This is a genomic window from Kitasatospora paranensis (assembly GCF_039544005.1).
Taxonomy (GTDB): domain Bacteria; phylum Actinomycetota; class Actinomycetes; order Streptomycetales; family Streptomycetaceae; genus Kitasatospora; species Kitasatospora paranensis.
Window position 1 is genome coordinate 2,005,897 of sequence record NZ_BAABKV010000001.1, and the last position, 22,341, is coordinate 2,028,237.

General features: G+C 70.4%; 12 protein-coding genes, 3 rRNA genes and 3 pseudogenes. 5 read left to right on the top strand and 13 right to left on the bottom strand.

Translation table 11 applies throughout. From position 1 onward, the window contains the following. Window positions 1–137: 137 nt before the first annotated feature. Complete coding sequence (locus ABEB13_RS10050) at window positions 138–1,442, bottom strand: MFS transporter (RefSeq protein WP_345705214.1); 1,305 nt, start codon at window positions 1,440–1,442, stop codon at window positions 138–140. 101 nt (window positions 1,443–1,543) lie between these two features. Here ABEB13_RS10050 and ABEB13_RS10055 point away from each other — a divergent pair, with 101 nt between their 5' ends. Continuing rightward, window positions 1,544–2,644, top strand: coding sequence for a DUF5937 family protein (locus ABEB13_RS10055; protein ID WP_345705215.1), 1,101 nt, complete (start codon window positions 1,544–1,546; stop codon window positions 2,642–2,644). Window positions 2,645–2,719: 75 nt separating this feature from the next. On the opposite strand, the gene ABEB13_RS10060 is transcribed toward ABEB13_RS10055, so the two are convergent. From ABEB13_RS10060 to ABEB13_RS10080, 5 genes and pseudogenes are all read right to left on the bottom strand, one after another. Further along, the gene (locus tag ABEB13_RS10060; protein ID WP_345705216.1) at window positions 2,720–3,778 is read right to left on the bottom strand and encodes an NUDIX hydrolase; all 1,059 of its coding nucleotides are present in this window, start codon (window positions 3,776–3,778) and stop codon (window positions 2,720–2,722) included. Between the two features lie 180 nt (window positions 3,779–3,958). Further along, window positions 3,959–5,392, bottom strand: a complete 1,434-nt coding sequence (locus tag ABEB13_RS10065) for an acyl-CoA synthetase (protein ID WP_345705217.1) — start codon at window positions 5,390–5,392, stop codon at window positions 3,959–3,961. A gap of 117 nt (window positions 5,393–5,509) precedes the next feature. Continuing rightward, complete coding sequence (locus ABEB13_RS10070) at window positions 5,510–6,472, bottom strand: electron transfer flavoprotein subunit alpha/FixB family protein (protein WP_345705218.1); 963 nt, start codon at window positions 6,470–6,472, stop codon at window positions 5,510–5,512. Window positions 6,473–6,515: 43 nt separating this feature from the next. Then, window positions 6,516–7,300, bottom strand: a pseudogene (locus tag ABEB13_RS10075) (electron transfer flavoprotein subunit beta/FixA family protein). Between the two features lie 390 nt (window positions 7,301–7,690). Beyond that, window positions 7,691–8,104: a TlpA family protein disulfide reductase gene (locus ABEB13_RS10080; RefSeq protein ID WP_345705219.1), complete on the bottom strand. Its 414-nt coding sequence runs from the start codon at window positions 8,102–8,104 to the stop codon at window positions 7,691–7,693. A 288-nt stretch (window positions 8,105–8,392) separates the two neighbouring features. Between ABEB13_RS10080 and ABEB13_RS10085 the strand changes: the two genes are divergently transcribed. Both ABEB13_RS10085 and ABEB13_RS10090 read left to right on the top strand, forming a co-directional pair. Then, window positions 8,393–8,818, top strand: a complete 426-nt coding sequence (locus ABEB13_RS10085) for a DUF4395 domain-containing protein (RefSeq protein WP_345709614.1) — start codon at window positions 8,393–8,395, stop codon at window positions 8,816–8,818. Between the two features lie 327 nt (window positions 8,819–9,145). After that, window positions 9,146–9,913 (top strand): lysophospholipid acyltransferase family protein, encoded by a 768-nt coding sequence (locus ABEB13_RS10090; RefSeq protein WP_345705220.1) that lies wholly within the window; start codon window positions 9,146–9,148, stop codon window positions 9,911–9,913. A 158-nt stretch (window positions 9,914–10,071) separates the two neighbouring features. On the opposite strand, the pseudogene ABEB13_RS10095 reads toward ABEB13_RS10090, so the two are convergent. The 7 genes and pseudogenes from ABEB13_RS10095 to ABEB13_RS10125 all read right to left on the bottom strand — a co-directional run. Then, window positions 10,072–10,788 (bottom strand): annotated as a pseudogene (locus ABEB13_RS10095) (ATP-grasp domain-containing protein); the annotation flags it as partial. A gap of 215 nt (window positions 10,789–11,003) precedes the next feature. After that, window positions 11,004–11,119 (bottom strand): 5S ribosomal RNA (gene rrf / locus ABEB13_RS10100). An 89-nt stretch (window positions 11,120–11,208) separates the two neighbouring features. Further along, window positions 11,209–14,314: ribosomal RNA gene (locus ABEB13_RS10105) — 23S ribosomal RNA — on the bottom strand. A gap of 279 nt (window positions 14,315–14,593) precedes the next feature. Continuing rightward, window positions 14,594–16,115 (bottom strand): 16S ribosomal RNA (locus ABEB13_RS10110). The 16S, 23S and 5S rRNA genes sit together here, the layout of an rRNA operon. Before the next feature lie 682 nt (window positions 16,116–16,797). Next, window positions 16,798–17,877 (bottom strand): threonine aldolase family protein, encoded by a 1,080-nt coding sequence (locus tag ABEB13_RS10115; RefSeq protein WP_345709615.1) that lies wholly within the window; start codon window positions 17,875–17,877, stop codon window positions 16,798–16,800. Next, window positions 17,874–18,635 carry an SDR family oxidoreductase gene (locus ABEB13_RS10120; RefSeq protein ID WP_345705221.1) on the bottom strand — a complete coding sequence of 254 codons (762 nt, stop codon included), beginning with the start codon at window positions 18,633–18,635 and terminating at the stop codon, window positions 17,874–17,876. The genes ABEB13_RS10115 and ABEB13_RS10120 overlap by 4 nt, the downstream gene beginning before the upstream one ends. Beyond that, a pseudogene (locus tag ABEB13_RS10125) lies at window positions 18,632–20,028 on the bottom strand (DUF6421 family protein). Before ABEB13_RS10125 ends, ABEB13_RS10120 begins: the two are co-directional and overlap by 4 nt. Before the next feature lie 612 nt (window positions 20,029–20,640). On the opposite strand from ABEB13_RS10125, the gene ABEB13_RS10130 reads away from it, so the two are divergent. Both ABEB13_RS10130 and ABEB13_RS10135 read left to right on the top strand, forming a co-directional pair. After that, complete coding sequence (locus ABEB13_RS10130; protein WP_345705222.1) at window positions 20,641–21,270, top strand: DUF5134 domain-containing protein; 630 nt, start codon at window positions 20,641–20,643, stop codon at window positions 21,268–21,270. Between the two features lie 114 nt (window positions 21,271–21,384). Beyond that, window positions 21,385–22,335, top strand: a complete 951-nt coding sequence (locus ABEB13_RS10135) for a M56 family metallopeptidase (RefSeq protein WP_345705223.1) — start codon at window positions 21,385–21,387, stop codon at window positions 22,333–22,335. Window positions 22,336–22,341 lie beyond the last annotated feature (6 nt).

The window sequence follows — 22,341 nt, forward strand, 5'->3', positions numbered from 1 at the left end:
AGGTGCGCGCAGAGCGGCGGCCCATACCCCGGTGCGTCGTGGCCGCACGTCAACAACCCCACTCGTCCCCTCCACCTGTCGACTGCGCCGGTTCAACTCGCCACCGCGCGGAAGGGTTCCGCGGCGGGCCCGACGCCTCACACCCGCGGGGCGAAGCGCCGGACGGCCGCCGCCCCGAGGGCGGTCGCCGTCGCGAGCACACCCCAGAGCATCCCGGGTCCGGCCGCGAGCAGCGCGGTCAGCGCCGCCGGGGCCGCCGCCCGGCCCAGCCCGGTGGACAGCTCCCAGCGGGCCAGCGCCCGGCCGAGACCGCCGTCCGGCGCGGCCGCCACCACCAGTGCCGTCCCGGTGCCGGTGTAGAGGATCTCGCCCGCGGTGTAGAGCACCGACACCGCGGCCACGCCCGCCGCACCGGCCGTGCCACCGAGCCCTCCGGCCGCCCAGAACCCCAGGTAGGCGACGGCGAGGACGGCGCCCGACGCCGCCAGGACGGACCGCCGGGAGCGCCGGCCCAGCCACAGCACCACGGCCAGCTGGGTGGCGATCACCAGCACCGTGTTGCCGACGAAGATCCCCGACGACCAGGCCGGGCTGACGTGCAGGCAGGTCACCAGCAGCGCCGGCAGCGCCACCTCCAGCACGTCGAAGCAGAACGCGAACGGCAGGTTGGCCAGCGCCAGGCCGAGGCCCCCGGCCGGTGCCGGCCCGCCGCCCGCCCGCCGCGGTGTCCGCCCCGCAGGCGCCGCCACCGGCGGGACGGTCAGCCGGAGCGAGCGGACGAGCACCGCCGCGGCCAGGCAGGCGGCCCCCGTGACGGCGGCCAGCACCCGCAGGCTGCCGGTGCCGCCGGCGACCGCCGCGGTCGCGATCAGCGCGCCCACACCCAGGCCCGCGTTCCGCAGCGACCGGCCCGCCGCCAGCGCGGCGTCGCGGGTCCGGCCCTCGGTCAGCGCCGCGACCACGGCCGCGTGCGCGGTCGGCCAGCACTGGCTGCCGACGCCCAGCAGGACCGCCGCCACCGTGAAGCCGGCCGCGCCGCCCACCGTCAGCAGGACCCCCGCCCCCACCGCACGGACCAGCAGGGTGGCCGCGACCGGCAGGCTCCGCGCGCCGCGGTCGATCCAGCGGCCGGCCGGCCCGAGCGCCGCCAGCCCGGCCAGCAGGCCCGCCGACAGGGCGAGCCCGGCCGTGGCGGGGCTCAGCCCGAGCACGCCCACCCCGTACAGCAGCAGGAACGGGCGCAGCAGGCCCGTTCCCAGGGCGTCGACCAGCAGGGCCGCGGCGTAGCGGCGGCCGCCGACGGCCACGGGGAACAGCACCGGGCGGGGCACCCGCCACCGCCGGCCACCGGCTGCGGCGGAGTTCGGGTCGGCCCGGCGGGCGGCCGGGCGGTCATGGGCGGCCGGGCGGTCATGGGCGGGCCGTTGCTGAAGCGTGGTCATGCCGGTCAGACTCCGCGGGCCGGAGGGTGCAGGTCCCGCCGATTGACGGCCCTCGTCAACCGGCGCGGGAGCCGCGCCGCGGCGGTGGCAGGATCCTCGGCATGAGCCTCACCGTCGACGTCACCGGCCTGCCCGCAGAGCGGCTGCTGTTCGCGCCGTCCCCGCTGGCCGAGCTGACCGCGATGCTGCACGTCCTCGCCGAACCGGCGCACCACCCCGCGCTGCACGGCTGGGCGACCGCCACCCTGGCGGGCCTGCCCGCGGAGCTCGCGGAGCGCCTGCTGGAGGCCGACTTCCTGTGGCGTTCCTCGCGGGCCGACTTCCTCGTCCCCGCCCGGCCCGCGGCGGGCCTGGCCGGGGAACTCGACGCCGTCGACCGGCTCGACGACGAGCAGTGGGCGGCCGCCGCGCTGGTCACCACCTGCGGCTCGTCCCGGCTCACGCACCGACCGGCCGGCTCCCCGCTCACCGACCCGCGGGCGCGGGCCCGCGCCCGCGACCTGGCCCTGGCGCGGGGCCCGCGCCAGGCGGCGTTCGCGGATCGGCTGCTCGCCGATCCGGGGGCCGTACGGGCCCTGGTGCGGCGCCTGCTGGAGGACTGCGAGCAGGCGTTCTTCGCGGACGCCTGGCGGCGGGTGCTGCCGGGGCTGGCCGCCGACGCCCGGCGCAAGGCCGATCTGCTGGCCCGGCACGGCCTCGCCGAGGCGCTGGCGGCCGTCTCACCCGCCGTCACCGTGGCGGACGACGGCCGGGGTCGGCGGCGGATCGTCATCGACAAGCTCCAGGACAACGCGACCAGCGCCACCGAGGCCGGCGGAATCACCTTCGTCCCGACCGCGTTCGGGCACCCGCACCTGGTGGCGGTGCACGCCCGCGGCTGGCAGCCGGTCGTGCAGTACCCGATGGCCGAGCCGGGCGTCGGGGAGGCACTGTCGCTGGCCGTCGTGCAGCAGCGGCTGGAGGCGCTCGCCCATCCGCTGCGGCTCCGGCTGGCCCGCACCCTCGCCCGCGGCCCGCACACCACCGGCGAGCTCGCCGACGCCTGGCAGCTGTCCGCCCCCGAGGTCTCCCGCCACCTGGCCGTCCTGCGCAGGGCCGGCCTGCTGACGACCCGCCGCCGCGGCCGCTACGTGCTGTACGAGCTGGACCTGTCGGCGAGCGCCCGGTTGGGCGGCGACCTGCTGGAGGCGGTGCTGCGCTGAGCCCGGCGACCCGGCGACCCGTCCCCGTCCGGTACGGATCACCGGGCCGGACGGGGACGGCGGGCGGCAGACCGGTCAGCCGGTCTTGGCCCCGCCGAGCGCCGCGGGCAGGCCCGCCTCCAGATAGCGCAGTTCACCGCGCTCGCGGGCGTCGAGGGCGGCGGCCAGCCGCCGCAACCGGGCTGCCGGCAGCAGTCCGGCGGCCTCCTCCAGGGTGACGAAGCGCCAGCTGCGCAGTTCCTCGGCCTGGAGGCGCAGCCGCTGCTGCTCCTCGGTGCCGAGCCGGCCGCCGTCGTAGACCAGGCGCAGGCCGCCGCGGCGCGGCCCGGTCCGCGGTTCCCAGTCGACGGCGAGCAGGCGCAGGGCCGGGGCGTCGAGGTGCAGGCCGAGCTCCTCGGCGGTCTCGCGCAGGGCGGCGTCGGTGGGTGCCTCGCCGCGTTCGACGACTCCGCCGGGGAACTCCCAGGCGGGCTTGTAGACGGGGTCGACGAGCAGGACCCTGTCCTGCTCGTCGAAGAGCAGGACGGCGGCGGCCACGGTGTCGCCGGTCGGGTCTGCGCTCTGCACGATGGGGCAGCGCGCGGTGCCGTCCGCGACCAGCCGGGCCAGTGTGCGGGCGGTCTGGGCGGGGGTGAGGCGGCTGTTGTCGACCAGGTGGGCGTCGCGGGCGAGCCACCGTCTGGCGGCGCGGTAGGCGGGCACGTGGTCGCGGCACCAGGTGCGGACGTCCTCGCTGCGGCCCGGGTCGCCGGGGTGCGTGACGCGGGCGCTGATGCGGTCCTGCAGGATCGTTTCCTCCGGGTCCAGCACGAAGTGGTGGACGGCGAGTCCGCGGGCGGCCAGCCCGCCGAATATCTCGTCCCGGTAGTCCTCCCGGAGCAGTGTCATCGGCACCACGAGCGGGCCGGGCACCTCCGTCAGCAGCGCCGCGGCGACCTCCGGCACCAGCCGCCGCCAGGAGGGCAGCTCCTGGAAGTCGGCGACCGGGGCCAGCCGGTCCGCCGGCAGCATCCGGCACAGCTCGGCACCGGTCTGCTCGGGGTCGTAGAGCAGGCTGCCGGGCAGTAGTTCCACCAGTTCCCGACAGGCGGTCGTCTTGCCCGCCCCGAACGTGCCATTGACCCAGACGATCACGACTACTACCCCTGCCGTCGTTCCGCCCCGGCGCCCCTCGCACCGGGCGGCGGGGGTCGGTCGAACGGCCCCGCGCCAACCCGGTGGTACCCGTACCGGCACGGTCCCCATACCTGGCGGACGGACGCACCGTCGCCGTCCGGCCACCCGGCACATGCCCGGCCGCCCGGCGGGGGCCGCTCAGCCGAGGTCGAGCAGCTGCTTCTTGAGCACCTTGCCCATGGCATTGCGGGGCAGTTCGTCCACGATCACCACCCGGCGGGGACGCTTGTGCACCGAGAGCCGCTCCGCCACGAAGGCGGTCAGCTGATCGCCGCTGACCGGCCCCTCGGGGACGACGTAGGCGACCACGGCCTGCCCCAGGTCGTCGTCCGGGGCGCCGACCACGGCGGCGTCCGCCACCGCCGGGTGGTCGCGCAGCGCGGCCTCGACCTCCCCCGCGCCGATCCGGTAGCCGCCGCTCTTGATCAGGTCGACCGAGGCCCGGCCGACGATCCGGTGGAAGCCGTCCGGACCGATGACCGCCACGTCGCCGGTGCGGAACCAGCCGTCCGCCGTCCACGCCTCGGCGTCGGCGTCCGGGCGGTTGAGATAGCCCGCGAACAGCGTCGGCCCGGCGACCTGGAGCTCGCCCACGCTCTCCCCGTCGTACGGCACCGCGGCCCCGTCCTCGCCGACCAGACGGGTCCGCACGCCGTCCAGCGGCAGCCCGACGCTGCCCGGGCGGCGCTCCCCGTCCGCCCGGGTGGAGACGGTGATCAGCGACTCGGTCATCCCGTACCGCTCGATCGGGGCGTGCCCGGTGAGCGCCGCGATCCGCTCGAAGACGGGCACCGGGAGCGGCGCACTGCCGGAGACCAGCAGCCGGGCGCCGCCCAGCGCCCGCGCGGCCTCGGTGTCGGCGGCGATCCGGGACCAGACGGTCGGCACACCGAAGTACAGACTGCCCCGCGCGCCCGCGTACGCGCCGGGCGTGGGCCGCCCGGTGTGCACCAGGCGGCTGCCGGTGCGCAGCGCCCCGAGGACGCCCAGCACGAGTCCGTGCACGTGGAAGAGCGGCAGCCCGTGGACGAGCGTGTCCTCCGCCGTCCACTGCCAGGCGGCGGCCAGCCCGTCGAGGCCGGCCGCGACGGCGGCGCGCGGGAGCACGGCGCCCTTCGGCGCACCGGTGGTGCCGGAGGTGTACAGCACGAACGCGGGCCGCTCCGGCGCGGGCTCCGGGTGGTGCGCGCCCCCGCGCGCCGCCAGGTCGACGGGGAGCGGTTCGACCCCGTCCACCCCGACAGCGCCGTCTTCCGCGGTGCCGCCGTTCTCCCCTGCGGGTACGGCCAGCAGCCGGGCGCCGGAGTCCCGGAGGATGTGGGCCCGCTCCTTGGGCCCGGAGTCGGGTGGCAGCGGCACCACCGGCACACCCGCCAGCAGGCCGCCCACCACGGCGACGACCGTCTCCGCGGCGGGCCGGGCGAGCACCGCGAGCGCTCCGGCGCCGGCCACCCGGTCGGCGACGGCACCGGCCGCGCCGAGCAGGTCCTCCCATGACATCGCCCGCCCGTCGACCACCACCGCGTCGCCGTGGTCGCCGTACCCGCCCTCAAGTGCCGTCAGCAGTCCCATGGGCCGGACTCTACGCGGCGCAGGCCGCCGGGTTGCCCGACCTGCCCGGGCGGCCGGGAACGCCGAAGGGCGCGGCCCCGGGAACCGGGAACCGCGCCCTGCCGAGCGCTGCGGAGGTCAGCCCTTGCGGGTCTTCACCTCGGCGGTGAGCTGGGGGAGGACGGTGAAGAGGTCGCCGACCACGCCGTAGTCGACGAGTTCGAAGATCGGGGCCTCGGGGTCCTTGTTGACCGCGACGATGGTCTTGGAGGTCTGCATGCCGGCGCGGTGCTGGATGGCGCCGGAGATGCCCGCGGCGACGTACAGCTGCGGGGAGACCTGCTTGCCGGTCTGGCCGACCTGGTTGGTGTGCGGGTACCAGCCGGCGTCGACCGCGGCCCGGGAGGCGCCGACGGCCGCGCCGAGCGCGTCCGCGAGGTCCTCGACCACGCCGAAGCCCTCGGCCGCGCCGACACCGCGCCCACCGGAGACCACGATCGCGGCCTCGGTCAGCTCCGGGCGGCCGGAGGAGACGCGCGCGGTGCGGGAGACGACCGTGGCGGCGTTCCCGGTGAACTCCACCGTCACCGTCTGCACGGTGCCGGCGGCCGGGGCCGCCTCCGGGGCGGTGGAGTTCGGCTTGACGGTGATGACCGGGGCGCCGGTGGTGACGGTCGACTTCACCTGGAAGGAGGCGGCGAACACCGACTGGGTGGCGACCGGGCCGGCGGCGCCCTGCTCCAGGTCGACGGCGTCGGTGATGATGCCCGAGCCCAGCCGCAGCGCGACGCGGGCGGCGATCTCCTTGCCCTCGCCGGAGGAGGTGACCAGGACGGCGGCGGCGTCGTTCGCCCGGGCGATCTGGGTGAGCGCGTCGACCTTGGGCACGACGAGGTGCCCGGTGAACTCGGGGCCGTCGGCGACGTACACGGTGGCGGCACCGTACTCGGCGGCCTTGGCGGCGATCGCCGCGGCGGCGTCGCCGGCGCCCAGGACGACCGCGGCGGGCTCGCCGATCCGGCGCGCCAGGGTCAGCAGTTCGAGGGCCGGCTTGCGGACCACACCGTCGGCGTGGTCCACGAGAACCAGGATCTCAGCCATGGTTTGTTGCTCCTGATCGATCGTGGGATGCGCGGTGGGCGGGTCAGATGAACTTCTGCGCGGCGAGGTAGGCGGCCAGCTGCTTGCCGCCCTCGCCCTCGTCCTTGACGACGGTGCCCGCGGTGCGGGCCGGGCGGGCGGTGACGTCCTCGACCTTCGTCCAGGAACCCCCAGACCGACCTCGTCCGCGTCGATGCCCAGGTCGTCCAGGTCCCAGGCCTGCACCGGCTTCTTCTTCGCGGCCATGATGCCCTTGAAGGAGGGGTAGCGGGCCTCGCCCGACTGGTCGGTCACCGACACCACCGCCGGCAGCCCGGCCTCGACCAGCTCGGTCGCCGCGTCGCCGTCACGACGGCCCCGGACCACACCGCCCTCCACCGACACCTCGGACAGCAGGGTCGCCTGCGGCACACCCAGCCGCTCCGCCAGCAGCGCCGGCAGCACACCCATCGTGCCGTCCGTCGACGCCATCCCGCACACCACCAGGTCGAACCCGGTCTTCTCCAGCGCCTTCGCCACCACCGCCGACGTGCCGATCACGTCCGAGCCGTGGATGTCGTCGTCGTTCACGTGCACGGCCTTGTCGGCACCCATCGACAACGCCTTGCGCAGCGCGTCCTTCGCATCGTCGGGACCCACCGTCAGCACGGTCACCTCGGCATCCCCGGACGCCTCCGCGATCCGCAACGCCTGCTCCACGCCGTACTCGTCCAGCTCCGACAGAAGGCCGTCCACACCCTCCCGATCGGTGGTGGTGTCATCCGCGAAGCGACGGTCACCGGTCGCATCGGGCACGTACTTCACACAGACAACGATCCTCAAGCTCACGGCCTGTCTCCTGTACTGGTCCTGTCCGGCGGCTGCGGCGGTGCAGGTGGGCGGAACGCCACTCTCCAGGCCCACGCGGGCCGCGTATTCCCGAGCCCGACCGGAACGTCCTGGCAGCATACTCGTCAGTGGTCCGGTCGGACTACTGGCCAGTAGCTTAGCGCTGCCGAGCCCCGGCCGAGCGCCCCGGCACCACCCTCGCGCCCAGGCGCGGACCGGCTCCGGGACGGCTGCACCGCCGTCTGCGCCCATCCTGCCCCAGCCCGCGTCCGCCACCACCTGACCGGGCGGCAGATCAGCTGTGAGATTGACGGTCTTGACAACGCCGACCAAGATCGGCCGAGCCCACCGGGCCGCGGGGGCTCGCTCCCGGCGCGACGCGAGGACGCCTCAGACCGCCTCGCCCAGCGCGGAGATCACGTCCGCCCGGCGCGGCTGACCGGCGGCCCGCCGAATCACCCGACCGGTGGCGTCCAGCACCAGCACGGTCGGGGTCCGCAGGATGTCCAGTCGCCGGACGAGCTCGAGCTCCGCCTCCGCGTCGACCTCCACGTGCTCCACCCCGTCGACCATCCCCGCCACCTCGCCGAGCACCCGGCGGGTCGCCCGGCACGGCTGGCAGAACGCGGTGGAGAACTGCACCAGCGTGGCCCGGTCGCCGAGCGGGCGGCCCAGCTCGGCCGCGGACAGCCGTACCGCGTCGTCCTTCGCCCGCACCCGCAGCCTCCCGTCCCGCCGTGCCCGCACCAGCCCGAAGACGGTCGCCAGCACCAGCACCACACCGCACACCACCACGCCGGTCATCGTTCCAGTGTGCCCCGGCCACCGGCCGGCCGGACACCCGCTCCCCTGCCCCACCGCGCCCTGCCCCGCACCCTCCCCGGGCTCGACCCCGCACGGCAGCGCCCCGTAAGCTGACAGCGTGGACCTGACCCCGCCCCGGCTGCCCCGGCTGACCACCCGCCGCGTGGTCGACCTGTGCCGGGCCACGGCCTCGCGCTGTCGCTGACCCCTCGCCCCGCGGGCGAGCACACCGGTCACCCCCAGCCCTGCGCCCAGGAGTCCTCCGTGTCCACCACCGCGTCCCCTGACGTGTCCATCGATCCGCGCGGCCCCCGCTTCGCCGCAGTCCTCACCTCGCTGGTGCTCGCCGCCGTCCTGGTGTCCGGCAGCGGCGTCCTGCTCGCCGTCCAGGCGGCGGTCTTCGCCGTCGGCGCCTTCGCCGGCCTCGGCCGCTCCCCGTACGGCGTGCTGTACCGCACCTTCGTCCGCCCGCGGCTCGGTCCGCCGTCGGAGCTGGAGGACGCCCGCCCGCCGCGCTTCGCGCAGGCCGTCGGGCTCGCGTTCGCCCTGGTCGGGACCGTCGGCTATCTGACGGGCACCACCTGGCTCGGCATGCTGGCCACCGCCTTCGCCCTCGCCGCGGCCTTCCTCAACGCCGCGTTCGGGTACTGCCTCGGCTGCGAGATGTACCTGCTGCTGCGGCGCGGCGGGGCCCGGGTCGGCGCCCGCGCCTGAGCCGCCCGCCGGGCCGGTCGACCCGGCCCGGCGGAGCCGTCGCGAGCCGTCGCGAGCCGTCCGGAGATGTCACGGTGCGTCCCGCTCCGGGCACAGGGCGGTCCTGCCTGCACGGTTGCACAGTGAGACGCAGGTCTCACGTGACATACGACTCCCCTTCCCCCGGACCCGCCACGGACGCCGCCAGGTGACAGCAGGTACGACTTCGGGGGATCATCGGGCTGAAACACCCGTGGCGGCCGCGGCGTGCCGCGCCCTCGCCGGTCGGCCCGCCCGCCCCGGGACCACCGGACCGGGCGGCAGGCCCGAAGGGAAGTAGGGCTGACCGTGGCTGAGTTCGTGTACCCGCCGGTGATCCGGACGGCGCTGGCCGCCTTCAAGGCGCTCGACGTGAAGATCTCGGTCGTCGGCGCCGAGCACGTCCCCGCCACCGGGGGCGCCGTACTGGTGAGCAATCACATCAGCTACCTGGACTTCATCTTCGCCGGCCTCGGTCCGTGGCGCGGCAACAAGCGCCTGACCCGCTTCATGGCCAAGGACGACGTCTTCCGCCACCGCATCTCCGGCCCGCTGATGCGCGGCATGCGGCACATCCCGGTCGACCGCTCCGACGGCCAGCCCGCCTACGACGCCGCCGTGAAGGCACTGAGCGAGGGCGAGATCGTCGGCGTCTTCCCCGAGGCCACCATCAGCCGCTCCTTCATGCTCAAGAAGTTCAAGACCGGTGCCGCCCGGATGGCTGCCGAGTCCGGCACCCCGCTCCTTCCGGTGATCCTCTGGGGCACCCAGCAGCTCTGGACCAAGGGCCGCCCGAAGAGCCTCACCAAGCGCCACGTCCCGGTGACCATCATGATCGGCGAGCCGATCGAGCTCACCCCGCAGGACAAGCCGGTGATGGTGACCCGCCGCCTGCGCGCGGCCATGAGCGAGATGCTCGACCGCGCCCAGCGCGACTACCCCGTCCAGCCCGCCGGTCCCGAGGACTCCTGGTGGCTCCCCGCCCACCTCGGTGGAACGGCCCCCACGCCGGAGGCCGCCGAGGCGGCGGACGAGGCCGAGGCCGCCGCGAAGGCCGAGAGCCGCGCCGGCCGCTGACCCGGCCGCGCCACGAGGTCCCGTCCGGGCTCGGCTCCCAACGGGCCGGGCCCGTCAGATCCGTCGGCCCACGGTGCTCGGGCCGTCCACGGCGCTCGAGTGGCCCACGCTGCTCGGGCCGTCCACGGTGCTCGGGGGCCCACGGTGCTCATCAGGTGCCGACAGAACGGCCGGTCACGGTCGGCGAGCCGGTCCCGTGGGCCGGCGGACCTCAGGACGACGTCGAGCACGCCGTCCGGGTCGGCGGCATAACTGTGGCTGAACCACGCCATGTTCGCCTCGACCACGGCCCATGTCTCGTCGGCCCCGTCCGCCCTGGTCAGCAACCCGACGTCGACGACCACCGCGCTGGGCAGTCCCGCACCGCACTCCGCCAGCAGCTCCGTCGCAAAGCCACGGACCGCCCTCTCGTGCCGCCCGCCACCGAGCGGAGCCACATCGAGTCGGCCGAATCGCGCGTACCGGCTTCCCGTCCGTACCGTGCCGTCCAGCACGAAGAGCCGGTACTCCGCCACCCAGGTCACGACCTCGGACGTCTGCACCGGCGTGTCCGGTGACAGCTCCCGGAGCGGCGGCAGCCGGCCACCGTCGGCATACACGGCGGCCGGGAATCCCTTGTCGCTCGGCGGCTTCACGAAGGCCGGCCGGGTGGACCGGCGGGCCTCACCGAGCGTGGAATCGCGGATCTCCCGCCCGCGGAATGCCTCCGGCAGCGAGGTCAGCCAGTCGTCGGCCGGCTCCAGCAGGGCCAGCCCGAGCGCGTCGACCTGGCCTGCGCCGAACAGCGGCCCGCCGTAGTAGTGGGCGCTCCCCCGCCGGGACGTCGGGAGCGTCTCGACCGCCAGCCCCCGCCGAGCGGCGGCCTCGGCCAGCAGAACGGACGTCGACGTCGGTCGCGGTGCCAGCCCGAGGAACGCCCCCGTGTCGTCGAACCGGACGGCCTCGGCGGCCTCGTCGGACTTGTCGGACTCCGTGGACTCGTTCACAGCAGGACCGTGTCAGAGCCTCCGTCGGCCCGTCCAGCACATTTCCGGTCCGGAAATGCAGAAAGCCCCTCCAGGCGTGGCCTGGAGGGGCTTTCAGAATGATTGTTCGGCGGCGTCCTACTCTCCCACAGGGTCCCCCTGCAGTACCATCGGCGCTACGAGGCTTAGCTTCCGGGTTCGGAATGTGACCGGGCGTTTCCCTCGTGCTATGACCACCGAAACACTATGAAACTGTCCGCCACCGACACACCCGAAAAGAACCGGGGTCGGGGTCGTTGTTTCAGAACAACACAGTGGACGCGAGCAACTGAGGACAAGCCCTCGGCCTATTAGTACCGGTCAACTCCACCCATTACTGGGCTTCCATATCCGGCCTATCAACCCAGTCGTCTACTGGGAGCCTTACCCTCTCAAGGAGGTGGGAGTGCTCATCTCGAAGCAGGCTTCCCGCTTAGATGCTTTCAGCGGTTATCCCTCCCGAACGTAGCCAACCAGCCATGCCCTTGGCAGGACAACTGGCACACCAGAGGTTCGTCCGTCCCGGTCCTCTCGTACTAGGGACAGCCCTTCTCAACACTCCTACGCGCACAGCGGATAGGGACCGAACTGTCTCACGACGTTCTAAACCCAGCTCGCGTACCGCTTTAATGGGCGAACAGCCCAACCCTTGGGACCTACTCCAGCCCCAGGATGCGACGAGCCGACATCGAGGTGCCAAACCATCCCGTCGATATGGACTCTTGGGGAAGATCAGCCTGTTATCCCCGGGGTACCTTTTATCCGTTGAGCGACGGCGCTTCCACAAGCCACCGCCGGATCACTAGTCCCTACTTTCGTACCTGCTCGACCCGTCAGTCTCACAGTCAAGCTCCCTTGTGCACTTACACTCAACACCTGATTGCCAACCAGGCTGAGGGAACCTTTGGGCGCCTCCGTTACTCTTTAGGAGGCAACCGCCCCAGTTAAACTACCCACCAGACACTGTCCCTGATCCGGATCACGGACCCAGGTTAGACATCCAGCACGACCAGAGTGGTATTTCAACGATGGCTCCACCATGACTGGCGTCACGGCTTCAAAGCCTCCCACCTATCCTACACAAGCCGAACCGAACACCAATATCAAGCTATAGTAAAGGTCCCGGGGTCTTTCCGTCCTGCTGCGCGAAACGAGCATCTTTACTCGTAATGCAATTTCACCGGGCCTGTGGTTGAGACAGTCGAGAAGTCGTTACGCCATTCGTGCAGGTCGGAACTTACCCGACAAGGAATTTCGCTACCTTAGGATGGTTATAGTTACCACCGCCGTTTACTGGCGCTTAAGTTCTCAGCTTCGCCTAGTCGAAACTAGACTAACCGGTCCCCTTAACGTTCCAGCACCGGGCAGGCGTCAGTCCGTATACATCGCCTTACGGCTTCGCACGGACCTGTGTTTTTAGTAAACAGTCGCTTCTCGCTGGTCTCTGCGGCCAACCCCAGCTCAGACAGTAAATGTCATCACCAGGACTGGCCCCCCTTCTCCCGAAGTTACGGGGGCATTTTGCCGAGTTCCTTAACCACAGTTCACCCGAACGCCTCGGTATTCTCTACCTGACCACCTGAGTCGGTTTGGGGTACGGGCCGCCATGAAACTCGCTAGAGGCTTTTCTCGACAGCATAGGATCATCCACTTCACCACAATCGGCTCGGCATCAGGTCTCAGACTATGTGAACGGCGGATTTGCCTACCGTTCGTCCTACACCCTTACCCCGGGACTACCACCGCCCGGGCTGGACTACCTTCCTGCGTCACCCCATCGCTCACCTACTACCCTGTTGGGTCACCGGCTCCACCACGTCCCTTCGTCCGAAGACTCCAGGCCGGCTTCACGGGCTTAGCATCAAGAGGTTCGACGTTGGCGCTTCAAAGCGGGTACGGGAATATCAACCCGTTGTCCATCGACTACGCCTGTCGGCCTCGCCTTAGGTCCCGACTTACCCTGGGCAGATCAGCTTGACCCAGGAACCCTTGGTCAATCGGCGCAAGAGTTTCCCACTCTTGTATCGCTACTCATGCCTGCATTCTCACTCGTGAACCGTCCACAACTGGATTCCTCCGCTGCTTCACCCGGCACACGACGCTCCCCTACCCATCCACAGCGCCGTTGGGCGTATTCTGTGAATGACACGACTTCGGTGGTGTACTTGAGCCCCGCTACATTGTCGGCGCGGAATCACTTGACCAGTGAGCTATTACGCACTCTTTCAAGGGTGGCTGCTTCTAAGCCAACCTCCTGGTTGTCTCTGCGACTCCACATCCTTTTCCACTTAGCACACGCTTAGGGACCTTAGTCGGTGTTCTGGGCTGTTTCCCTCTCGACCATGGAGCTTATCCCCCACAGTCTCACTGCCGTGCTCTCACTTACCGGCATTCGGAGTTTGGCTAAGGTCAGTAACCCGGTGAGGCCCATCGCCTATCCAGTGCTCTACCTCCGGCAAGAAACACACGACGCTGCACCTAAATGCATTTCGGGGAGAACCAGCTATCACGGAGTTTGATTGGCCTTTCACCCCTAACCACAGGTCATCCCCCAGGTTTTCAACCCTGGTGGGTTCGGTCCTCCACACGGTCTTACCCGCGCTTCAACCTGCCCATGGCTAGATCACTCCGCTTCGGGTCTTGGGCATGCAACTGTAACGCCCTATTCGGACTCGCTTTCGCTACGGCTACCCCACACGGGTTAACCTCGCTACACACCGCAAACTCGCAGGCTCATTCTTCAAAAGGCACGCAGTCACAGTCCGAAGACTGCCCCCACGGCTTGTAGGCACACGGTTTCAGGTACTATTTCACTCCGCTCCCGCGGTACTTTTCACCATTCCCTCACGGTACTATCCGCTATCGGTCACCAGGGAATATTTAGGCTTAGCGGGTGGTCCCGCCAGATTCACACGGAATTTCTCGGGCTCCGTGCTACTTGGGAGAAGCTCAAGTGAGCCGCTGATGTTTCGTCTACGGGGGTCTTACCCTCTACGCCGGACCTTTCGCATGTCCTTCGACTACACCAACGGTTTCTGACTCACCCAGCCGCCGGCAGACGACTGAAGAACTTTCCCACGACCCCTCATACGCAACCCCTGCCGGGTCTCACACGTATCAGGTTTAGCCTCATCCGGTTTCGCTCGCCACTACTCCCGGAATCACGGTTGTTTTCTCTTCCTGCGGGTACTGAGATGTTTCACTTCCCCGCGTTCCCTCCACATACCCTATGTGTTCAGGTATGGGTGACAGCCCATGACGACTGCCGGGTTTCCCCATTCGGACACCCCCGGATCAAAGCTCGGTTGACAGCTCCCCGGGGCCTATCGCGGCCTCCCACGTCCTTCATCGGTTCCTGGTGCCAAGGCATCCACCGTGCGCCCTTAAAAACTTGGCCACAGATGCTCGCGTCCACTGTGCAGTTCTCAAACAACGACCAGACACCCACCCTCCACACCGAAACAGTGCGTCAAGTGAGGCCGGCATCCCAGAGGCGAACGAAAAAATCGTTCCCTCAGGACCCAACAGCGTGCCCGACCCACCAAGCGGTCCCCGCGTTCCACGCCCCCGGAGGAGCAGTACTGACAGACCCATACTCGATGTGCCGAATAGTCAACGTTCCACCCATGAGCAACCGTGCGAGACATTCGCTCGCAACCGGCCATGTGCTCCTTAGAAAGGAGGTGATCCAGCCGCACCTTCCGGTACGGCTACCTTGTTACGACTTCGTCCCAATCGCTGGTCCCACCTTCGACGGCTCCCTCCCAAGGGTTAGGCCACCGGCTTCGGGTGTTACCGACTTTCGTGACGTGACGGGCGGTGTGTACAAGGCCCGGGAACGTATTCACCGCAGCATGCTGATCTGCGATTACTAGCAACTCCAACTTCATGGGGTCGAGTTGCAGACCCCAATCCGAACTGAGACCGGCTTTTTGGGATTCGCTCCGCCTCGCGGCATCGCAGCCCTTTGTACCGGCCATTGTAGCACGTGTGCAGCCCAAGACATAAGGGGCATGATGATTTGACGTCGTCCCCACCTTCCTCCGAGTTGACCCCGGCAGTCTCCTGTGAGTCCCCATCACCCCGAAAGGCATGCTGGCAACACAGAACAAGGGTTGCGCTCGTTGCGGGACTTAACCCAACATCTCACGACACGAGCTGACGACAACCATGCACCACCTGTACACCGACCACAAGGGGGCGACCATCTCTGGCCGTTTCCGGTGTATGTCAAGCCTTGGTAAGGTTCTTCGCGTTGCGTCGAATTAAGCCACATGCTCCGCTGCTTGTGCGGGCCCCCGTCAATTCCTTTGAGTTTTAGCCTTGCGGCCGTACTCCCCAGGCGGGGAACTTAATGCGTTAGCTGCGGCACCGACGACGTGGAATGTCGCCAACACCTAGTTCCCAACGTTTACGGCGTGGACTACCAGGGTATCTAATCCTGTTCGCTCCCCACGCTTTCGCTCCTCAGCGTCAGTAATGGCCCAGAGATCCGCCTTCGCCACCGGTGTTCCTCCTGATATCTGCGCATTTCACCGCTACACCAGGAATTCCGATCTCCCCTACCACACTCTAGCCTGCCCGTATCGAATGCAGACCCGGGGTTAAGCCCCGGGCTTTCACATCCGACGCGACAGGCCGCCTACGAGCTCTTTACGCCCAATAATTCCGGACAACGCTCGCACCCTACGTATTACCGCGGCTGCTGGCACGTAGTTAGCCGGTGCTTCTTCTGCAGGTACCGTCACTTGCGCTTCTTCCCTGCTGAAAGAGGTTTACAACCCGAAGGCCGTCATCCCTCACGCGGCGTCGCTGCATCAGGCTTTCGCCCATTGTGCAATATTCCCCACTGCTGCCTCCCGTAGGAGTCTGGGCCGTGTCTCAGTCCCAGTGTGGCCGGTCGCCCTCTCAGGCCGGCTACCCGTCGTCGCCTTGGTAGGCCATTACCCCACCAACAAGCTGATAGGCCGCGGGATCATCCTGCACCGCCGGAGCTTTCCACCCACCCCCATGCAGGAGCAGGTCATATCCGGTATTAGACCTCGTTTCCAAGGCTTGTCCCAGAGTGCAGGGCAGATTTCCCACGTGTTACTCACCCGTTCGCCACTGATCCACCCCGAAGGGCTTCACCGTTCGACTTGCATGTGTTAAGCACGCCGCCAGCGTTCGTCCTGAGCCAGGATCAAACTCTCCGTGAATGATTACCCGTAATCGGGTTCACACCCGCGTTGAGCGGCACGGCGGTCACCGGAATGAGGTGAACCCCGCGCACTGCGTCCTCGCTGTGTTTGTTACTTCAAAAGGAATCTCCAACCCCAGAAAATCCGGGGCCGGGGATGTCAACATATCTGGCGTTGACTTTTGGCACGCTGTTGAGTTCTCAAGGAACGGACACTTCCTTCGGACCGCCTTCCAGCGGACCCTCCGGGCGTTTCGCTCTTTCGTGTTCCCAGCTTATCAGATCCGAGCTCGTGCTCTTTCCCGACTTGCTTTCGAACCACTTGCCTTCCGGCGCCTCGCGGCCCCTTCCGACGTTTCAAACCTTAGCCGATCCCCGCCCCGAAAGGCGAATCCGACCGCAATCCATATAAACGCCCACGCCGAATTCGCACAGGGACGCGACAAAACGCGACCCAGCCACGGAACCGGGAAGTGGTGTTTCAAGGGATTGGCCGCCCCGGGACCGTCCGCGCAGATGCGTGTCCGGTGCTCCCAGCCGAGCGACCAGTGAACACTACGCCCAACGCCGGGCGGATGCAAACGACCCGGCCGGCCCCTCGCCCGGGGCCTCCGAAGCCGGGCCGGCACAGGGCGCGGGAGCGCGAGGAGCCCCGGCACGGGTTCCGTGCCGGGGCTCCTCCGGTGATGCCGGGCCCGCTGTCAGGCGCGGCCCATCTCCTCCGCGATCGCGGTCGCGAAGGCGTCGATGTCGGCCTCGGTGGTGTCGAAAGCGGCCATCCAGCGCACCTCGCCGGTGTGCTCGTCCCAGAAGTAGAAGCGGTAGCGCTTCTGGAGCCGCTCACTGACCTCGCGCGGGAGCAGCGCGAAGACGGCGTTGGCCTGCACCGGGCGGACGACCGTCACGCCCTCGATGCCGCGGACGGCCGTCTCCAGGCGCTTGGCCATCGCGTTCGCGTGCCCCGCGTTGCGCAGCCACAGGTCGCCGGAGAGGAGGGCCTCGAACTGCACGGAGACGAAGCGCATCTTGGAGGCGAGCTGCATCGACATCTTGCGCAGGTACTTGAGGTTGCGGACGCGCTCCGGGTTCAGCACGACCACGACCTCGCCGAGCAGCAGGCCGTTCTTGGTGCCGCCGAACGACAGGATGTCGACGCCGGCGTCCGTGGTGAACTCGCGGAACGGGCGGTCCAGGCTCGCCGCCGCGTTCGCGAGGCGCGATCCGTCGACGTGGACGAGCATGCCGTGCTCGTGCGCGTGGTCGCAGATGGCCTTGATCTCGTCGGCCGTGTACAGCGTGCCGAGCTCGGTGCTCTGGGTCAGCGAGACCGCGAGCGGCTGCGCGCGGTGCTCGTCGTCCCAGCCCCAGGCCTGGCGGTCGATGAGCTCGGGGGTGAGCTTGCCGTCCGGCGTGGGAACCGTGTGGATCTTGATGCCGGCGACCTTCTCCGGGGCGCCGCACTCGTCCACGTTGATGTGGGCGGTCTCGGCCGCGACGACCGCACCCCATCGGGGCAGCAGTGCCTGCAGGGCGACCACGTTGGCACCGGTGCCGTTGAAGACCGGGAAGGCCTCGGCCTTCTCGCCGAAGTGCCGCCGGAAGACGTCCTGGAGGTGCGCGGTGTAGTCGTCCTCGCCGTAGGCGACCTGGTGGCCGCCGTTGGCCAGCGCGATCGCGGCCAGGATCTCCGGGTGCACGCCCGCGTAGTTGTCGCTCGCGAAGCCGCGGACGGCGGGGTCGTGGTGCCGGACCGCGTCGGTGTGGACGTCGGCGGCGTTCATCGGGCTGTGAGCCACAGGTGCTGTCCGTTCAGTTCAGCTGCGGGGCGGGCCCAGAGGCCCGCGAGGGTGTCGGCCAGGTCGACGGTATCGGTGAAGCCGGCGAACTTCGCGTCCGGCTTCTCGGCCCGCATCTCCGCGGTGACCAGTGCCTTGATCACCAGGATGGCAGCTGCCGCGGTGGGGACGCCGTCGGCCGCGGTGGTCTCCTTCACGAAGGAGTTCGCCATCGACAGCGTCCAGGCCTCGGTGGCCGCCTTCGCCGCGGCGTAGGCCGCGCCACCCGCGGTCGGCTTGTGCGCCGCGGTCGCGGAGATCATCGCGTACCGGCCGGCCTCCGCGCGCACGAGCGCCGGCTGGAAGGCCAGCGAGGTGTGCTGGAGCGTGCGGACGACGCGGTCCTGCAGCCAGTCCCAGTCGTCTATACGGGTCTCGAAGAAGGACTTGCTGCCGCGCCAGCCGCCGACCAGGTGGAACACGCCGTCGACGTGGCCGTGTTCGGCCTCCAGGTGGTCCGCCCAGTCGTGGACCTCCTGCGGGTCGAGGAGGTCGATGACCTGGCCGCTCACCGCGGCACCGCGCACGGCGGCACGGGTCGCGTCGAGCACGGCGTCCAGGCGGCGCGCATCGGTGCCCGCGGCGACGACGGTGGCACCGTCCGCGGCGAGGCGGCGCAGGGTCGCGCGGCCGGCCGGGCCGGTGGCGCCGGCGACGGCGACGACCTTGCCCGTGAGCGGGCCGGCCGGAGCCTGCGGCGTCACGCGGCGATTCCCTGGATACCGGCGCCGGTGATGCCGGTGGTGGCGGCGATGACGCCGCCGAGCTTCTTGGCGAGGGCCTCGTAGAACATGCTGAGCGGGAACTCATCGGGCATGACCGCGTCGCACAGCGCCTTGTTGAGGGCCTTGCCGTCGGCGATGTCGAGCGGCAGCGCCTCGGAGCCCTTGGCCCAGGTGGAGGCCGGGTGGGGGTGAGGTAGCGGGAGACCAGCTGGTAGGCGGCGATCCAGTGGGCCGTCTTCGGGCGGTCGATGCCGTCCCGGTAGAGGGTCTCGATCTCGCCGCAGAGCTGGTTGGTGACCTCGGCGACCCGGTTCCAGTCGATGGAGAGCCGGTTGTCCCGCCAGCGCAGCGCGTCGTGCTTGTGCAGGTAGGCGAAGAGCAGCTGGCCGCCCATGCCGTCGTAGTTGCGGACGCGGTCACCGCTGACCGGGAAGCGGAACATCCGGTCGAAGAGGATCGCGTACTGGACGTCGCGGCCCTGCTTGTAGCCCTCGGCCTCCAGCTTCACCGCCTCCTTGAAGGCGGTGAGGTCGCAGCGGAGCTCCTCCAGGCCGTACATCCAGAACGGGCTGCGCTGCTTGATCATGAAGGGGTCGAACGGCAGGTCGCCGTGGCTGTGGGTCCGGTCGTGGACGAGGTCCCACAGGACGAAGGTCTGCTGGGCGCGGTCCTGGTCCTCCAGGAGGCCGGTCGCGTCGGCGGGGATCTCCAGGCCGAGCAGCTCGACGGCGGAGGTGGAGACGGCGCGGAAGCGCGCGGCCTCGCGGTCGCAGAAGATGCCGCCCCAGGTGAAACGTTCCGGCGCCTTGCGGACGGCCACCGTCTCCGGGAAGAGCACCGCGGAGTTGGTGTCGTAGCCGGCCGTGAAGTCGGTGAAGGTGATCGGCACGAACATCGGGTTGTCGAAGCGCGTGCGCTCCAGCTCCGCCAGCCAGTCGGGCCAGACGACCTTCAGCAGGACGGCCTCGAGGTTGCGGTTCGGGTTGCCGTTCTGGGTGTACATCGGGAAGACGACGAGGTGCTCCAGGCCGTCCTCACGCTGCTCGGCCGGCTGGAACGCCAGCAGCGAGTCGAGGAAGTCGGGCTCGCGGTAGCCGGTGTCGGCCCACTTGCGCAGGTCGGCGAGGACAGCCGTGAGGTAGGCGGCGTCGTGCGGGAAGAGCGGGGTGAGCTCCTCGACCGCGGAGAGGACGTCCGCGACCAGCGGGTCGACGGTGTGCCGCTGCACCGCGGCCAGGTCGATGGAGCCGTCCTTGGACTGCAGCGGGCGGAGGGCCTCGACGGCGTCCTTCAGGCGCAGCCAGGCCTGGTGGCCGGCCGGAGAGGCGGAAGCATCGCCAGCTGCGGCGAGCGTCGGCGAAAGATTCTGCATCTGAGACTCACTTCGACAGGAGATGTTTCGACAATGACACCATAGATACGAAAGGTTCTTCTGTTCAAGGGGGTCAGCCGGGCAATCCTGCGGCGAATGAGCCCGCAGACCGCAGGATCCGTCGTACGAGGGGCCGTTGGGGCCGCCCGCCGCACCGGAACCGGGGCTGAGGACCCTGCCGCGGACGGCGCCGTGAACCGGCCCCTGTCCAGGCCCGTGTCCGGACCGGGACCGGTCAGCTGCCTGCCGCCCCGGCTCCGGGCGCGGAACCGTGCCGTACGCCGACCATCCCGCGCACCCCGCCGCTCCGCCACCCGGGCAGGGCGGGGGCTGCCCGGCCGCTCCTTCGCTGCCCTGCCCTCCCCGCACTGCCCCGCCCGGTTCTGCCCCGTCCTGTCCGACCCCGACCGACCCGCCACCCTGTCGACGTGCGACACCGGGCCGCCGAGGAAGCACCGGCCACCGGCGGCGCGGGCGTCCCGCGCGCCCGAGCAGCCGCTGCGGCACCACCGTGCGCCCCCTGCGCGCCCTGCTGTCCGTCCGCCCGATCGGTGATCGTGGACGTACGGCCCGCTCTGCGGGCCGGTACGCACCGGTCGAGAGGGGACGCCGATGCACGGACCGGCCGTCGTCACCTGGTTGCTGGCGGGGCTGGCCGTCGGCTCGGCGGGGCTGTGCGTGGTGCGGCTGCGCGACCCCGCGTGCCGCGGGGAACACCGGGCATCGGACGCCGCCGAGGCGGCCATGGGGCTGGGGATGGCCGGCATGGCGGTGCTCCCGGGGGTGCTCTGGGGCTGGTTCTTCGCCGTGCTGGGCGGGTACCTGCTGGTGGGAGCGGTGGGAGCGGTGGGAGCGCACGGGGGTCGCGCCCACCGGATGCACCACGGGGTCGGCGCATGCGCCATGGCCTACATGGCGCTGGCGATGGCGTCCGCGCCCGGACACCACCACCACGGCGCACCGGCCGGGCTGCCGGTGCTGACCGGGTCCCTCCTGCTCTACTTCGGTGGCTACTCGCTCTGGGCGGGCAGCCGGATGCTCTCGGCACCGGGCGACGGCCGGCGTCCGCTCACGGCTGCCATGGCGGGGGTGCCCGCGGCGGGCGGCAGCCCGGTGGGTGCGCTCCGGTCAGGAGACCGGTCGCCGGGCCGGCGGGCCGTCGGCGGACTGGCCGGCGGCGCGGTGCGGGCATGCCGGGTGGGGATGGGGATCGGAATGTTCGCCATGCTGTTGACGCTCTGACGGGGTGTCGTTGGTCACTGGCCGGGCAAAGCCTTCTCGCAGGCGGCGTCGGGCGCATAGGTTGGGGGCAGCGCACTGTCGCGCTCCTGATCCCTCCTCGGGGGAGCCCCTGCCATGACGGCCCTGCTGAGCCTGCTGCTGCTCGGACTGCTGCTCGCCACGATGGCGCCGGGCCGGCTGGCCCGGGCCCGCTGGGCCGAGCGAGAACCGGTGCTGGCCCTGCTCGCCTGGCAGTGCCTGGTGGTAGCCGTTCTGCTCTGCTGCGGCCTCGGTCTGCTCCTCGCCTGCACCGCCGCGCTCCCGGCACTCCGGGCTCTGGTGTTCACGGGCGCGCCGCACGGTGTGGAGGCCGCGTACGGACTGGCCGGCGCCGAGGGGTGGGGGCGGCTGACCGCGACCCTCCTCGCGCTCGGCGGCCTCCAGACCGCCGTCGCCCTGACCCGCGAAGTCCGCTCGGCGCGCGCGCTGCGCGGCGCCCGGCAGGCCCAACTCGACCACCGCGCACCGGAGCTGCCCGCCGGCCTGACGACGTCGCGGCGCGCCGGCGAACGCCTTGTGGTGCTGGAGAACGTCCGCCCGGAGGCGTGGTCGCTGCCCGGCGCGAAGTCCCGCCTGGTGGTCACCACGGGGGCGCTCCAGCAGCTGACCGACCGTGAGCTGGCCGCGGTGCTCAGCCACGAACGCGGCCACGTCCGGGCCCGGCACCACTGGCTCGCCCAGTGCGCCGAGGCGCTCGCCACCGGATTCCCCGGGGTGGGGGTGTTCTCCGCCTTCCGTGACCAGGTGGGCGAGCTGGTCGAGCTGGCGGCGGACGACAGGGCGGCGCGCAAGCACGGGCGGATCACCACCGCACTCGCCCTGGCGGAGATCAATACCGGGCGCGGCGTGTTCGGTTCGTGCCCGCCCCAGCAGCTCGCCCAGGCGCCGCGGCGCGTCGACCGACTGCTCGCCGGGGAGCCGCGCCTGCCCGTCCACCACCGGCTGCGGTTGACGCTGGCGGCGCTCATCGCACCGACCGCGGCCGTGCTGATCGCGCTGGCGCCGGGAATCGGCGCACTGCTGTAGGCAGGC